This window comes from Citrobacter sp. 21OH12SH02A-Citro, from assembly GCF_027919895.1.
Taxonomy (GTDB): domain Bacteria; phylum Pseudomonadota; class Gammaproteobacteria; order Enterobacterales; family Enterobacteriaceae; genus Citrobacter; species Citrobacter braakii.
The window spans coordinates 3,257,773-3,273,099 of sequence record NZ_CP114801.1; the positions used below are offsets into that span (position 1 = coordinate 3,257,773).

General features: G+C 50.4%; 12 protein-coding genes and 1 pseudogene. 11 read left to right on the forward strand and 2 right to left on the reverse strand.

The genetic code is table 11. The annotated features are described in order from the left end of the window. Positions 1–899 precede the first annotated feature (899 nt). The 10 genes and pseudogenes from glmS (at position 900) to cobO (ending at position 12,053) form a co-directional block, all read left to right on the forward strand. Positions 900–1,349, forward strand: coding sequence for a methylaspartate mutase subunit S (gene glmS, locus O6D90_RS15910; protein ID WP_016152308.1), 450 nt, complete (start codon positions 900–902; stop codon positions 1,347–1,349). Beyond that, positions 1,349–2,737: a methylaspartate mutase accessory protein GlmL gene (gene glmL / locus O6D90_RS15915; protein WP_016156015.1), complete on the forward strand. Its 1,389-nt coding sequence runs from the start codon at positions 1,349–1,351 to the stop codon at positions 2,735–2,737. Before glmS ends, glmL begins: the two co-directional genes overlap by 1 nt. Before the next feature lie 18 nt (positions 2,738–2,755). Beyond that, positions 2,756–4,201 carry a methylaspartate mutase subunit E gene (locus O6D90_RS15920; RefSeq protein ID WP_016156014.1) on the forward strand — a complete coding sequence of 482 codons (1,446 nt, stop codon included), beginning with the start codon at positions 2,756–2,758 and terminating at the stop codon, positions 4,199–4,201. After that, the gene (locus O6D90_RS15925) at positions 4,201–5,442 is read left to right on the forward strand and encodes a methylaspartate ammonia-lyase (protein ID WP_016152305.1); all 1,242 of its coding nucleotides are present in this window, start codon (positions 4,201–4,203) and stop codon (positions 5,440–5,442) included. The genes O6D90_RS15920 and O6D90_RS15925 overlap by 1 nt, the downstream gene beginning before the upstream one ends. Positions 5,443–5,445: 3 nt before the next feature. Further along, positions 5,446–6,816, forward strand: coding sequence for an acyclic terpene utilization AtuA family protein (locus tag O6D90_RS15930; protein WP_016156013.1), 1,371 nt, complete (start codon positions 5,446–5,448; stop codon positions 6,814–6,816). Continuing rightward, the gene (locus tag O6D90_RS15935) at positions 6,813–7,130 is read left to right on the forward strand and encodes a DUF4387 domain-containing protein (RefSeq protein WP_016152303.1); all 318 of its coding nucleotides are present in this window, start codon (positions 6,813–6,815) and stop codon (positions 7,128–7,130) included. Before O6D90_RS15930 ends, O6D90_RS15935 begins: the two co-directional genes overlap by 4 nt. Before the next feature lie 168 nt (positions 7,131–7,298). Then, a pseudogene (locus O6D90_RS15940) lies at positions 7,299–8,580 on the forward strand (dicarboxylate/amino acid:cation symporter); the annotation flags it as partial. A 148-nt stretch (positions 8,581–8,728) separates the two neighbouring features. After that, a complete protein-coding gene (gene glsA, locus O6D90_RS15945) occupies positions 8,729–9,730 on the forward strand; it encodes a glutaminase A (RefSeq protein ID WP_016152301.1) in 1,002 nt (333 codons plus the stop codon). A gap of 58 nt (positions 9,731–9,788) precedes the next feature. After that, positions 9,789–11,441, forward strand: a complete 1,653-nt coding sequence (locus O6D90_RS15950; RefSeq protein ID WP_016152300.1) for a class I fumarate hydratase — start codon at positions 9,789–9,791, stop codon at positions 11,439–11,441. A gap of 9 nt (positions 11,442–11,450) precedes the next feature. After that, a complete protein-coding gene (gene cobO / locus O6D90_RS15955) occupies positions 11,451–12,053 on the forward strand; it encodes a cob(I)yrinic acid a,c-diamide adenosyltransferase (RefSeq protein WP_016156012.1) in 603 nt (200 codons plus the stop codon). Positions 12,054–12,135: 82 nt separating this feature from the next. Here the strand turns inward: cobO and O6D90_RS15960 are convergent, their stop codons facing one another. Continuing rightward, positions 12,136–13,038 carry a LysR substrate-binding domain-containing protein gene (locus O6D90_RS15960; protein WP_016152298.1) on the reverse strand — a complete coding sequence of 301 codons (903 nt, stop codon included), beginning with the start codon at positions 13,036–13,038 and terminating at the stop codon, positions 12,136–12,138. Between the two features lie 405 nt (positions 13,039–13,443). Between O6D90_RS15960 and cobA the strand changes: the two genes are divergently transcribed. After that, on the forward strand, positions 13,444–14,232 hold the full coding sequence (gene cobA / locus O6D90_RS15965) for a uroporphyrinogen-III C-methyltransferase (protein WP_016156011.1): 789 nt from the start codon (positions 13,444–13,446) through the stop codon (positions 14,230–14,232). Here cobA and O6D90_RS15970 read toward each other — a convergent pair. Next, positions 14,211–15,104, reverse strand: a complete 894-nt coding sequence (locus O6D90_RS15970; protein WP_047418261.1) for a PocR ligand-binding domain-containing protein — start codon at positions 15,102–15,104, stop codon at positions 14,211–14,213. The two genes, cobA and O6D90_RS15970, sit on opposite strands and share 22 nt — an antisense overlap. Positions 15,105–15,327: the final 223 nt, after the last annotated feature.

Genomic DNA, 15,327 nt, shown 5'->3' on the forward strand with positions numbered 1-15,327 from the left:
CTGTTTACCAAGTTTTAAACATTGATTTAAATCAATTTTCAAATTTAATGTTAATAGTGTTTAACAGTCAGGCGACTAGTGAACACCATGTTAACGGTATGTTTTTCAATGAGTAATTGCCGTTACTATAAATGATAGGATATTTATTTAAATCTACACGATCTTTTAACCCGCCCGACTGACAAAATTGCCAGCAGATAAAGAGTCACTATTGCTGGGTAGCTCACAGTTTTTTGTTTAGCAAGTCATGGAATTGTTATTTCATACAAATTATTCATTTAAATTTTACTTATAATTAACACCAAGATGTAACTATCTCAAATGGAAGCGAAAGCGTCCCTCATTGACAGACGCATTGGGTTTGACGTCCTCAGCACAGCGCAGGCGTTTCGCTTAAAGCATCACTGAAAGTTATCACTCACTTCTCTTTTTCTCTTATGTGGCAACGTTTAAATATGCCACAAACAATTCATTATCATTTTTATCTTAAATTTAACAAAATATAATTATGTCATATAAGATTAAACAATAAAAAACCGTTATCCCGTTCACAAGTTATTTAGTAAAGGTAATTTTTTAAATTATAAAAAATGACGCATAAATGAGGCGCACAACAAAATAAGATTTCGATCACAAACATGGCAAGTCATTTATTCTTCATTTTCCTGGTAAATTAAAAAAACCCGCAAAAACAACATTCAACTACCTGACAAACAAGAATTTTTATTAATAAAAAATATAACAATCATTTTGCGCAGGATATTTTGAAAATAGATCAATTGCTTCCTTTTCCGCTTACACAGAAACTCCGACCCTATTAAGAGGTTGTCACAAACCATGTTCTAAATATTAGAAAATAATTTTCACTTATTGACCATCAGCCCTACAGAGGATTACCCATGAAGAAATCTACACTTGTTATTGGCGTCATCGGTGCTGACTGCCATGCAGTAGGTAATAAAGTTCTGGATCGCGTTTTTACTGCTCATGATTTTCACGTAATCAACCTCGGGGTGATGGTGAGCCAGGATGAATATATTGATGCCGCGATTGAAACAGGCGCCGATGCCATCGTGGTGTCCTCTATCTACGGTCATGGCGACATTGACTGCCTCGGGTTACGTGAGCGCTGCATCGAACGCGGCCTCGGCGACATTCTGCTGTACGTCGGTGGCAACCTGGTAGTTGGTAAACATGACTTCGGCGATGTGGAAGTGAAGTTTAAGGAGATGGGTTTTAACCGCGTCTTCGCACCGAGCCACGACCTGGAAGATGTCTGCGCGCTTATCACCAATGATATTCGCCAACACAATGGCCTTGAGCAGCGTTGCCTGGAAGAGGCTATCTGATGCAAACAGTTTCTGTCGATATCGGCTCGACATGGACCAAGGCTGCCCTCTTCGCCCATGAAGGCGAGGAATTAACCCTGGTAAACCATGTCCTGACCCCAACCACCACACATCATCTGGCAGACGGTTTTTTTGCCAGCCTGAATCAGGTGCTGAACGTTGCCGATGCTCGCCCGTTACTGAAAAGTGGTGAAGTGCAGTTGAAATACTCCTCCTCGGCCAAGGGTGGACTCGCCGTTGCAGCAATGGGGCTGGTGCCTTCCATTACGCTGGAATCAGCAAAAGTTACCGCCCATTCGGCAGGAGCGAAAATCGCGCAATATTATTCGTACAAACTGAACCGGCATGACATCCAGGAGCTGGAATCATCACCGCCAGACATTCTGTTGTTTACCGGCGGTACAGACGGTGGCGAAGAAAGCTACGGCCTGGCGAATGCGCATGCGCTGGCAGGCTCAACGCTTGATTGCGCCATTATCTACGCCGGAAACCGGGACATTCAGGACGAAATACAAACGATTCTGGGACATAAAGATCTGACCACGGTAGACAACATTCTGCCTGATCTCGATCACCCGAATCCGTTTGCCGCGCGCCAGGCGATTTGCGATGTGTTCTTGTCACGCATTGTCAAAGGTAAAGGTCTGGACGTCATCGTCGGCGAAACCGGCGAAGAGCCAATGCCGACGCCATGGACGGTATATGAGTTAGTCAAAGCCATTAGCGATTACGACAGCGCATGGAAGGAATTCATGCTGATTGATATGGGCGGAGCCACCACGGATGTCTATTCGGCCAGCGCGAATACCCTCTCCCCCGATACCGTCCTGCATGGTGTTCCTGAACCGTTCGTCAAACGTACCGTTGAAGGCGACCTGGGAATGCGCGTTTCCGCCGTCGTGGTGGGAGAAAGTACGCAGGATATGGTGAAAGTCATCTTCGCCCAACAACCGCAGCGCGAGGAAGCGTTTTACCGCTACCTGCGTCATCTGGTGGGGCAACCGGATTACCTGCCGCTCAGCGAGGAGGAGAAATATTTCGACACCCTGCTGGCAGGTTTGTGCGTGGGCTATGCCGCTGAGCGCCACGCGGGCACTAAAAAGCAGGTTTGCACCTGCGTGGGTAACGTGGATTTACAGATGGGTCGCGATCTCACCACCGTACGCAAAGTCGTCGGTTCAGGGGGATGGCTCTCTCGCGCCAGCCAGTTCGATATCCATAACTGGCTCAAATACCGGGAGCTGGACGACCAGGGTAAAAGAATTTTGTTACCGAATCAGTTTGAGTATTACCGCGATTCAAATGGCCTGCTCCCGCTACTGGCAAACGTCGCCAGGCTGTACCCGCAAGCCGCTGCTCGCACCAGCATTCAGTGTTTAACCCTATAAAACTTAAGGCAGCTACGAATGGAACTTCGAAATAAAAAATTGACCCATGACGAATTCATGACCGAAAGGCATCAGGTATTACAAACCTGGGAAACCGGCAAAGACGTTGAGAACTTCGAAGATGGCGTGAAGTACCAGCAATCAATTCCGGATAAAAAGCGCTTCTCCCTTGCTCTGCTGAAGGCCGATCAGGAAGGGAAAACCCTGAGCCAGCCGCGCGCAGGCGTAGCATTAATGGATGAGCATATTGCGCTGCTCAAAACATTGCAGGAAGAGTGCGACCTCCTGCCGAGTACTATCGATGCCTATACCCGTCTGAACCGCTATGAAGAAGCCGCTGTCGGGATCCAGAAATCTATCGAAGCAGGTACTTCCAAGCTGAATGGTTTACCGGTCGTCAATCACGGGGTTGCTGCCTGCCGTCGTATGACTGAAGCACTGGAAAAACCGATCCAGGTTCGTCACGGCACGCCTGATGCGCGCCTGCTGGCAGAAATCGCCATGGCCAGTGGCTTTACCAGCTACGAAGGCGGCGGCATCTCCTACAACATTCCTTACGCTAAACGTGTCACTCTGGAAAAATCCATCCGCGACTGGCAGTACTGCGACCGCCTGATGGGCCTGTACGAAGAGAACGGTATTCGTATCAACCGTGAACCGTTTGGCCCACTGACCGGCACCCTGATCCCGCCGTTTATGTCCCACTCGGTGGCGATTATCGAAGGTCTGTTGGCTCTGGAACAAGGCGTGAAGTCAATTACCGTTGGCTACGGCCAGGTCGGTAGCCTAACGCAGGATATTGCAGCGATTCAGGCGCTGCGCGAACTTTCCCACGAATATTTCCATAACCACGGCTTTGACGATTACGAACTGAGTACCGTTTTCCACCAGTGGATGGGCGGATTCCCGGAAGATGAAGCAAAAGCCTTCTCCGTTATCGCCTGGGGCGCAGCGGTTGCCGGTATGTCAGGTGCCACCAAAGTGATCACCAAAAGCCCGCACGAAGCGTTCGGTATCCCAACGGCGGCAGCGAACGCCCAGGGTCTGAAAGCTTCACGCCAGATGCTCAACATGGTCAGCGACCAGAAATTCCCGCAGTGCGCTGCCGTGGAGCAGGAAGTTGATCTGATTAAGAGCGAAGTCCGCGCGGTGCTGAAGAAAGTCTTCGAACTGGGCAATGGCGACATTGCGCGCGGTACGGTGCTGGCCTTTGAAGCAGGCGTACTGGATGTACCTTTCGCGCCTGCCGCCTGTAACGCCGGTAAGATCCTGCCTGTTCGCGATAACACAGGCGCCATCCGTATTCTCGAAGCCGGTGCCGTTCCGCTGCCGAAAGACATTCTTGCCCTGCACCACGACTACGTCGCAGAGCGCGCGCATTTCGAAGGCCGCAAGCCTTCTTTCCAGATGGTCATTGATGACATCAACGCCGTATCCCACAGTAAATTAATAGGAAGACCATAATGAAAATTAAACAGGCCCTTTTCACAGCTGGCTACTCCTCATTTTATTTTGACGATCAGCAGGCCATCAAAAACGGCGCCGGTCATGACGGGTTTATCTATACCGGCGCTCCGGTAACGCCTGGATTTACGTCTGTTCGTCAGGCGGGTGAATGCGTATCCGTACAGCTGATTCTGGAAAACGGCGCAGTAGCAGTGGGCGATTGTGCAGCGGTGCAATATTCAGGTGCAGGTGGACGCGATCCGCTGTTCCTGGCTGAAAACTTCATTCCGTTCCTCAACGATCACATCAAACCGCTGCTGGAAGGCCGCGACGTTGATTCGTTCCTGACCAACGCCCGTTTCTTTGACGAACTGCGTATTGACGGCCATCTGCTGCATACCGCCGTACGTTATGGTCTGTCTCAGGCGCTGCTCGACGCGGCAGCACTGGCTACCGGTCGTCTGAAAGCAGAAGTGGTTTGTGATGAATGGCAACTGCCGTGCGTCCCGGAAGCCATTCCATTATTTGGCCAGAGCGGCGACGACCGTTATATCGCCGTCGACAAGATGATCCTCAAAGGTGTGGACGTCCTGCCGCATGCGCTGATCAATAACGTAGAAGAGAAGCTGGGCTTCAAAGGCGAAAAACTGCGTGAGTACGTCCGCTGGTTATCAAACCGCATCCTGAGCCTGCGCACCAACGAAACCTATCACCCGACGCTGCATATTGATGTCTACGGCACCATCGGTCTGATCTTCGATATGGATCCGGTGCGTTGCGCCGAATACATCGCCAGCCTGGAAGCCGAAGCTCAAGGCCTGCCGCTGTACATTGAAGGCCCGGTAGATGCCGGTAACAAGCCGGATCAGATCCGCATGCTCACCGAGATCACTCAGGAGCTTACCCGTCTGGGTTCCGGCGTGAAAATTGTTGCGGATGAATGGTGTAACACCTATCAGGATATCGTGGACTTCACCGACGCGGGCAGTTGCCACATGGTGCAGATCAAGACCCCGGATCTGGGCGGTATTCACAACATCGTCGATGCGGTGCTGTATTGCAACAAACACGGAATGGAAGCCTATCAGGGCGGTACCTGTAACGAAACGGAAATCAGTGCGCGTACCTGCGTACACGTCGCGCTGGCTGCGCGTCCAATGCGCATGCTGATCAAGCCGGGTATGGGTTTCGATGAAGGTCTCAACATCGTGTTTAACGAAATGAACCGCACCATCGCGCTGTTGCAAACTAAGGATTAAGAGATGGCACGCACATTTAAGATCTTATCGCCTACGGCTATCCTGGGTTATGGCTTCCCGGAAGAAAGTTTTCGTAAAGCCATGGAAGAGTCACCGGATCTTATTGCTGTTGACGCAGGTTCCTCCGATCCAGGCCCCCACTATCTGGGGGCGGGTAAACCCTTTACCGACCGGGCCGGTGTGAAACGCGATCTGCGCTATATGATCGTGGCAGGCGTGAAGAACAACATCCCGGTAGTGATCGGCACGGCCGGTGGTTCTGGCGCAGCTCCGCATCTGGAGTGGTGTCGCCAGATAATCCATGAGATCGCACAGGAAGAAAAACTGTCCTTCTCAATGGCGTTAATCCCGTCTGATGTCGACAAAGAAATCGTTCATCAGGCGCTGGATAACGGCAAAATCACCGCGCTCGATTTTGTGCCTGAACTGACTCACGATGCAATTGAAGAGAGCACCTACATTGTCGCGCAGATGGGCGTCGAGCCTTTTCAGCGTGCGCTCGAAGCTGGCGCGCAGGTGGTTCTGGGCGGACGTGCCTACGATCCGGCCTGCTTCGCCGCGCTGCCAATAATGCAGGGCTTTGATGAAGGTCTGGCACTTCATTGCGGGAAGATCCTTGAGTGTGCTGCCATTGCTGCCACCCCTGGCTCCGGCTCAGATTGTGCGATGGGGATCATTGATGACAACGGCTTTACGCTGAAGGCGTTCAATCCCAAGCGTAAGTTCACTGAAACTTCCGCTGCGGCGCACACCCTGTATGAGAAGTCCGATCCGTACTTCCTGCCAGGACCAGGCGGCGTGCTGAACCTGAAAGCGTGCACCTTTACCCAGGTTAACGAAGGCGAAGTGTATGTCAGTGGTTCACGTCATGAAGAAACACCGTATGCGTTGAAACTGGAAGGCGCGCGTCAGGTTGGCTTCCGTTGCCTGACCATCGCCGGAACGCGCGACCCAATTATGATTGCCGGGATTGACACCATTCTCGAAGAGGTACAGGCAAGCGTGGCGCGTAACCTCTCACTGAATGACGACAGTATCCGCATGACGTTCCACCTGTATGGTAAGAACGGTGTGATGGGCAACCATGAACCGATGAAAACCGCCGGTCATGAGCTGGGGATTTTACTGGATGTCGTTGCGCCGACGCAGGATATCGCCAACAGCGTTTGCTCGCTGGTACGCTCTACCCTGCTGCATTACGGCTATGAAAATCGCATTGCGACTGCGGGCAACCTCGCCTTCCCGTTCTCGCCATCTGATATTCAAAGTGGACCGGTGTATGAGTTCTCGATCTATCACCTGATTGAAGCGAGCGATGCGCTGCGATTTGATTTCCACATTGAACAGGTGACGCCAGAAGGAGTTCAGGCATGAAACACTCAATTTGTTCACTGGCACAGGTTATTCGCTCCAAAAACGCCGGACCGTACGAACTGGTCTTAGATATTTTATTTAAAACCAGGGAAGACTATCAGCGGGTAAAAGCCTGCGAGCAATTAACGCCGCAGCTCATTGCCAGTTTATATAATGTTGAACCTGACTTTATTCACAATATCGTGTGGTTCGATCCGGCGAACGCCGTAAAAATCGTCATGCCGCGCGATATTATTTCCGGCAACGTCGGTGACAATGATGTTTATGGTGCGCAGCAACACGCTCCATTATTAAGTATTGAGTTCGACTTGTAACAAAAAACACAATAACAACCATTGGAGCACAGAATTCAGCGGTATCACAGTGCTTCGAATTATTCATGCGGTTGGTCACAACAGGCGTGCGTCTGAGCTGCTGTCCAGGCTCAGGCGCACGCCACCCTACACAATTCCAATTACCAGCCTTTATCCGATGGAGTACACATGAAGAAAATAAGTTTAACGAAGATGATCATATTAGGCCTGATACTCGGCATGATTGCCGGGGTGGCCATAAATAATATGGCCGCGGCTGAAACCGCAAAATCCTATGCAGCAGATATTTCTATTTTTACCACTATATTCTTACGCATGGTAAAAATGATTATCGCGCCATTGGTTATTTCAACTCTGGTTGTTGGTATTGCCAAAATGGGCGATGCCAAAACGCTGGGACGTATATTTTCGAAAACCTTCTTCCTGTTTATTTGCGCCTCTCTGGTGTCAATTGCACTGGGTCTGGTTATCGTTAACATCTTCCAGCCAGGCGCGGGGATCAACTTCGTGCCACATGACGTCGGGGCTGTTGCCGCCGTTAAGTCAGAGCCATTCACGCTGAAAGTGTTTATCTCGCACGCGGTACCGACCAGTATTGTCGATGCGATGGCGCGTAATGAAATTCTGCAGATCGTGGTGTTCTCAATTTTCCTCGGTTGCAGCCTGGCCGCGATTGGTGAAAAAGCCGAGCCTATCGTGAAGGTTCTGGATTCACTGGTACACGTGATGCTGAAGCTGACGGGCTACGTCATGCTGTTTGCACCACTGACCGTATTTGCCGCTATTTCTGGTCTGATTGCCGAACGTGGTCTGGGGGTGATGGTCAGCGCCGGGATCTTCATGGGTGAATTCTATCTGACCCTGGGTATGCTTTGGGCAATCCTGATTGGCCTGTCAACCATGATAGTCGGGCCTTGCATCGCGCGTTTGACCAAATCAATCCTCGAGCCTGCACTGCTGGCCTTTACTACCTCCAGCTCAGAAGCCGCCTTCCCTGGCACCCTGGACAAGCTGGAAAAATTCGGCGTTTCTTCAAAAATCGCCAGCTTCGTTCTGCCTATCGGTTACTCCTTTAACCTGGTCGGCTCCATGGCGTACTGCTCATTTGCCACCGTCTTTATTGCTCAGGCGTGCAACATTGAGCTGAGCATGGGCGAGCAAATTACCATGCTGTTAATCCTGATGCTGACCTCTAAAGGGATGGCGGGCGTACCGCGTGCATCAATGGTGGTTATCGCCGCAACCCTGAACCAGTTCAACATTCCTGAAGCCGGTCTGATCCTGTTGATGGGCGTCGATCCGTTCCTCGATATGGGTCGTTCTGCTACCAACGTCATGAGTAACGCAATGGGTGCTGCCATTGTAGGTCGCTGGGAAGGTGAACACTTCGGCCAGGGTTGTCGTGGCACTGCACCAGTGAAGACCCCGGAACAAGAACGTCCGGTTACCGAAACAGAAGTCGCGTTGTCCTGATACGACGTTTTTGCCGGATGACGCTTACGCTTATCCGGCCTACATAACGTTTAACTATCCGTTGGCCGGATAAGGCGGTAAGCCGCCATCCGGCACCATGATGAGCACACCAACAGGATTGCACCATGACTAAAACTCTTCTCGGCGTGAGTATTTTTTCCTTCAGCGTTTTGTTTAGCGCAACGACTCTCGCGCAAACCACGCCGGATTACGCAAAGCTTATCGACCAGGCACATCAAAAATATAAAAGTAACCACGATGGAAAAGTCGCCGACTACATCCCTGCCCTGGCGACCTACAGCCCGAATAACTTTGCCATCACCATTGCCACGGTGGACGGCAAGATCTACCAGGTTGGCGATGTTAACAAACCCTTCCCCATGGAATCCCTGAGCAAAGTCTTCACCATGGCGCTCGCCATGGAACAGCACGGCCCTCAGGTGGTGCTGGATAAACTCGGGGCCAATGCCACCGGCATGCCCTTCAACTCCGGTTTAGCGGTTGAGCTGACCAAAGGCGCACCTGAGAACCCGCTGGTAAACGCCGGGGCGATGAGCACCGTTAGCCTGATTGAAGCTAAAGACAAAACCGATCGCTGGAACAAAATCCTCGACAACCTGAACGTCTGGGCCGACGCCACGCTCACGGTTAATGAGCCGGTCTTTAAATCCGAGATGGAAACCAACCAGCACAATCAGGCACTGGCGAAGCTGATGGAATCCTATAACAGCTTCTATGGCAATACCGACGAAGCTGTCGAAATTTATACCCGTCAGTGCTCGGTGGATATCACCGTTGAGCAACTGGCCAAAATGGGGGCGGTACTGGCGAACAAAGGCAAATCTCCATTCAACGGCAAGCAGTTGCTGAATGAAAAATATGTTCCGCAGGTGCTGGCAGAAATGGCGATTGCCGGACTATACGACGGCAGCGGTAAATGGCTCTACACCGTGGGCATCCCGGCAAAAAGCGGCGTCGGCGGCGGAATGGTCGCCGTTGTCCCGGGCGAATATGCGATTGCCGTCTATTCTCCGCCGCTGGATGAAGCCGGTAACAGCGTTCGCGCCCAGAAAACGATCGAATATGTCGCCGAAGCGACAAAAGCCAATGTCTTTTTAGCGCATTAAGCAATTACGGATGGCGTGAGCGCCATCCGACATATTAACTAAAAGGTGAGATGTAAACATGTCTAAACCATTTGTCTGGCAGGAACTCTTTGTTCAGAGTAAAGATAATACCGAATATGAATTACTGAGTAACCAGCACGTTGCGGTAACGGAGTTAGACGGAGAGGAAGTGATTAAGGTTGCGCCAGAAGCGCTAACCTTATTAGCCCAGCAGGCATTTTATGAGGCTTCATTTTTCCTGCGCGCCGGACATTTAAAACAGATAGCCAGCATTCTGCACGATCCGCAGGCCAGCAGTAACGATAAGTACGTCGCATTGCAACTGCTACGCAATGCTGAGGTTTCGGCCAAAGGCGTCCTGCCCAACTGCCAGGATACCGGGACGGCAACCATTGTGGCCTGCAAAGGACAGCATGTCTGGACCGGCGGCGATGACGCAGAAGCATTAAGCAAAGGCGTGTACACCACCTTCACCGAAAACAACCTGCGTTACTCGCAAAATGCCCCGCTGGACATGTATACCGAGGTCAATACCCAGACTAACCTGCCGGCGCAAATCGACATCAGCGCCACGCCGGGTAACGAATACCGTTTCCTGTTCGTCAACAAAGGCGGCGGCTCTGCTAACAAAGCGGCGCTGTTCCAGGAAACCAAATCTATTCTGCAGCCGGAAAAGCTCACCGCGTTTCTGATCGAAAAAATGAAATCACTGGGTACAGCCGCCTGCCCTCCGTATCACATCGCTTTCGTCGTTGGAGGCTTGTCCGCCGACCAGACGCTGAAAGTTGCTAAACTGGCTTCAACTAAATATTACGATAACCTGCCCACCAGCGGGAACGAATTGGGTCAGGCATTCCGCGATACGGCGCTGGAAGCCGAGCTGCTCAACGCCAGTCGCGAGTTTGGCATCGGCGCGCAGTTTGGCGGCAAATACTTTGCCCACGATATCCGGGTGATCCGCCTGCCACGCCACGGCGGCTCCTGCCCTATCGCCATGGCTCTCTCCTGCTCAGCCGACCGCAACATCAAGGCCAAAATCAACAAACACGGAATCTGGCTGGAAAAACTCGAGCATAATCCGGGCAAATTTATTCCCGATTCGCAGCGGGTGGAAAATGGCGCCCAGACCGTACAACTGGATCTGAATCGTCCGTTGCGCGAGATCCTGCAGGATCTCACCACTCTGCCAATTGGGACGCGTTTATCGTTAAACGGCCCGATTGTTGTGGCTCGCGATATCGCGCATGCCAAAATCAAAGAGCGCCTGGATAACGGCGAACCGATGCCAGATTACATGAAAAACCATATCGTCTATTACGCGGGCCCGGCTAAAACCCCCAGTAATCTGGCCTGCGGTTCGCTCGGTCCCACAACCGGCGGGCGCATGGACGGTTACGTCGATGCTTTCCAGGCCGCGGGCGGCAGTCTGATCATGTTGTCGAAAGGCAACCGCAGCGCGCAAGTCACGGATGCGTGTCGCAAACATGGTGGTTTTAACCTTGGCAGCATTGGCGGCGCCGCAGCCTTGTTGGCGCAGCAGTACGTGAAGAGCCTGCACTGCCTTGAATATCCCGAGCTGGGAATGGAAGCGGTGTGGATGATGGAAGTTAAAAATATGCCGGCCTTCGTATTAGTGGATGACAAAGGCAATAACTTCTTTAGCCAGTTTGAGCAGCAGCACCGCTGCGCAACCTGTCCGGCAGGACATTAAGGAGTCACCATGGAAGCGCGAGCCAATAATGACAGACACCGCCAGCGTCAGCAGAAACTGAAAGAACAGGTTGATACCCGCGTGGCGGCAGCAACGGAGAAGAAAGGGATCCTGATTGTCTTCACCGGCAACGGTAAAGGAAAATCCACCGCAGCCTTTGGTACGGCAACGCGCGCGGTTGGTCACGGAAAAACCGTTGGCATCGCGCAGTTTATTAAAGGCCAGTGGGATAATGGCGAGTACAACACGCTGCAACCGCTCGGTGTCGAATTTCATATTATGGGCACCGGATTTACCTGGGAAACCCAAAATCGGCAAGCGGATATCGAGGCGGCAACGGTAGTCTGGCAGGAAAGTAAGCGCATGCTGGCTGATCCGCAGTACGATCTGGTGGTGTTGGATGAGCTTACTTACATGCTGGCTTACCACTATCTGGACACCCAGGAGGTTATCAGCGCCATCGAAAATCGCCCTGCGGAGCAAAGCGTCATCGTGACCGGGCGCGGATGCCATGCGCTGTTACTGGAACTGGCCGATACGGTCAGTGAAATTCGCCCGGTCAAGCACGCGTTTGACCGCGGGATTCAGGCACAGATTGGAATCGACTGGTAGCCGTTCTTTTGCCGGATAACGATGCTAACGCGTCTTATCCGGCCTACCAATCGTTGTAGGCCTGATAAAGCGCAAACCACCGTCAGGTAGCCGACACCACGGACTTACTGAGCAACCAGTTACGAAATGTCTGTAAATGCGCAGACTCCGATTTCTCTTCACGCCACGTCATAATGAAACGGTTCCCGGTGCGCATCGGAACATCGCAAGGAATGACCATATCTCCATTGTCCAGATCGTGCTGAATGGCAAAACGAGGAAGCAGCGCAACCCCCAGATTAGAACGGACCGCCGCAATCAACATCGACAACAGATCAAATCTCGGGCCTTTATTTACCAGCGGGCTGCTGACGTTGGACAGCGCAAACCATTCCTGCCAGCCTTTGATTCGCGTACTCTGGTGCAACAGCGGGTATTCGTTCAGCAGTTCGTGGACTGACAGTTTCCGTTCCGGTTCGGCCAGCAGACAGCGGCTGCAAACTGGCAGAATTTCCTCTTCAAACAGATACTCAACCTCTGACCACGGTGAGTAGAAATCTTCGCGCATAATTGCCGCATCATACTCACGATTAAGAAAATCACCGATATTCGCCAGCGAATGGATGTTCACGATAATATCAGGATTGAGTTTGTTAAACTCGCGCAGGTTGGGGATCAACCAATGCGTACTGAACGTCGGATTTACCGCCAGCTCAATAACCTGTACGGTCGGTTGCCAGGTCATTATTGTGGTCGTATCACGCTCGAGTTTATTTAACGTTTCTTTAACGATACTTAAATAGTGTTTGCCGGCCGCATTTAAAAAAATACGTTTTTTGGCATGATTAAATAGCGCGGTATTAAGAAAATCCTCCAGTGCATTCACCTGGCGGAAAACAGCACTTTGTGTTAACGCCAACTCTTCAGCTGCCCGGGTATAACTTTCGTGACGCGCAACCACTTCAAAAGTTACCAGCAACTCCGTCTTGGGTATTTTTCCTCTCATAACCTCTTCCATATGCAGCGTACAAAAATAGTTTAATTTATAAAAAATAATTCAAGGCACCCAGATAAGCACCGAGAGTTATATTTTATTTTCTCCATTGATGTCATTGATCCAATCCATGATTTGCTCACACTGATGGCGGATAAATATTAACCAATAATACTCAAGCACAACAATAAACACAATTTAAATAAGGTTAAACCTAAGTAAATAGTGCCAATAAGTTCTTAATAATTTTTCAAGTCTTCTTGTTTATTGCAGAAAAAACTTTGCGAGATTAATCAATATTATCCATGCGCTAATCCTGGATAATTTCACGTTATAACTTACGGGCAAACGACTGCTTTTAATCATTTATTGATGTCGTTTGTGCCATTTTTTGACAGACGTGATAAAGGACACATTGTGAAAACTTTCGGAAAGGTCTGGCTCGTTGGAGCAGGTCCTGGTGATATTTCATTACTGACCCTCAAAGCAATGATGTGCATTAAACAGGCCGACGTCATTATTTACGATCGGCTGGTCAATCCTAAAATTTTGGAATGGGCATTACCTGACTGCCTGCTTATCAATGTCGGCAAAAATCCAGGCTTCCATTGCGTTCCCCAGGATGAAATCAACGCACTGCTGGTCCAGTATGCCCAAACACACCACAACATTGTGCGCCTCAAAGGTGGCGATCCGTATGTATTTGGCCGTGGGGCTGAAGAAGTGGAGGATCTGGTTGAAATGGGCATCCCTTTTGAAGTTGTACCGGGTATTAGTTCTACGATTGGCGGCCTGACCTATGCCGGTATCCCGGTGACGCATCGCGATTTTGCCTCCGGCTTTCACGTGGTGACTGGCCACACGCGGGAAGGCAATCAGCAGCAGGACTGGCGTCAACTGGCGAAACTTAACGGCACGTTGGTCATCGTCATGGGTATCGCCAATCTGGCGTTTATCTGTGAAGAGCTGTTGATGGGCGGTAAATCAGCAGACACGCCCGCCGCGCTAATTATGTCCGCGACCCGAGAAAATCAACGTCGCCTGACCTGCACGCTCGGTTCATTATTGAGCAAGGCGCTGGAAGCTAATATTGTTCCACCGGCGCTGATTGTAATCGGAGATGTGGTGACCCTGAGCGATCGGCTCTCTTTTATACCTGAAGCCATCACGCTGCTAGACAATCTTTACTGCGAAAGTCTGGCGTGACGAAAAGACTGGGGCGACGTTTGATGCGCCGCCCGGAAAACGCGGCAAAAGTAACTGGTTTGCGCGTATTGCAGTTTCCTGGCAATACTGTCTATGGAATGAAGCGGATCGTGTAATAACTCCCCTGCTTTTTGCATTTTTTTCTGACTCACCCAGGTTTTAAAATTAACACCCTGGCGTTTCTTGAAAAACCGGCTGAAATAGTTCGCGCTTAAGCACACATGAGCCGCGACAGATTCCAAAGACAATTCACCATACAAATTCTCGTCAATATAACGCAGCGCCGCCATAAGTTTTTTCTCGTGACGTGAAGGCTCAGTGAAATAATGATGAGCGTATCGGGTTGCCGGAACCTCAATCTTCTCAGAGATCAATTGTTCTTTCTCAAAATTATCAACAATAAAACTTAACAAATTTGCCGACGCCACCAGCACATTATTATCCACCACCGCAGACTGGCCCCACTCAGCTTTAATTTCGGGGTTATTAATCCATGAGTTTTTGTTATCAATAGCGATAGTTTTATATTCCTGATATTTTACCCGCACCTGCCCGCAGATAATAAAACCGTAAAGGTGTCCCTCATGGATTAATGGCATCGAGAACAGGCTTAGCCCTGCATGACAGGTGAGTATTCTGGGTTTAAGCTGTTTTAATGCCTCAAAAGCACAGTACTTGTCGCACTTTTGGCAACCTGCTCGATAGCGCTCATCCGCACGCATTAATGTGCAAAACGAATTAAAATTATGACATTTAGACAACGCTATACCGTTAATATCAACGACGACTGTGGCTAACCCAGTGGCTCGGGAGAAGAGTTCTGCGATAGAGAAAAAACGTTGTAAATAGTCATCCTGGATTTTCAGCGGCACGTTATCCTCCGGCATTAATAATATTAAGGCCGCTAATATGCAAAAATTAGCCTCAGGAAAGAATGATGCTCACCGCAAAAAATAATCTCATTTGTGCAGATGATTATGATCAATTGGCAAGAAAATTATAGCGACCACGATAATACTCTGCAGCACACCACCGACTCCGCTTTCTCAAAGATTAACGAATCTTCACACTCTCTTGTGAGACTATTTTCGCAAC

Excerpts from the sequence above, each read along its gene's own strand:
- glmS (WP_016152308.1), top strand. The coding sequence starts at position 900 with ATGAAGAAATCTACACTTGTTATTGGCGTCATCGGTGCTGACTGCCAT.
- glmL (WP_016156015.1), top strand. The coding sequence starts at position 1,349 with ATGCAAACAGTTTCTGTCGATATCGGCTCGACATGGACCAAGGCTGCC.
- O6D90_RS15920 (WP_016156014.1), top strand. The coding sequence starts at position 2,756 with ATGGAACTTCGAAATAAAAAATTGACCCATGACGAATTCATGACCGAA.
- O6D90_RS15925 (WP_016152305.1), top strand. The coding sequence starts at position 4,201 with ATGAAAATTAAACAGGCCCTTTTCACAGCTGGCTACTCCTCATTTTAT.
- O6D90_RS15930 (WP_016156013.1), top strand. The coding sequence starts at position 5,446 with ATGGCACGCACATTTAAGATCTTATCGCCTACGGCTATCCTGGGTTAT.
- O6D90_RS15935 (WP_016152303.1), top strand. The coding sequence starts at position 6,813 with ATGAAACACTCAATTTGTTCACTGGCACAGGTTATTCGCTCCAAAAAC.
- glsA (WP_016152301.1), top strand. The coding sequence starts at position 8,729 with ATGACTAAAACTCTTCTCGGCGTGAGTATTTTTTCCTTCAGCGTTTTG.
- O6D90_RS15950 (WP_016152300.1), top strand. The coding sequence starts at position 9,789 with ATGTCTAAACCATTTGTCTGGCAGGAACTCTTTGTTCAGAGTAAAGAT.
- cobO (WP_016156012.1), top strand. The coding sequence starts at position 11,451 with ATGGAAGCGCGAGCCAATAATGACAGACACCGCCAGCGTCAGCAGAAA.
- O6D90_RS15960 (WP_016152298.1), bottom strand. The coding sequence starts at position 13,038 with ATGAGAGGAAAAATACCCAAGACGGAGTTGCTGGTAACTTTTGAAGTG.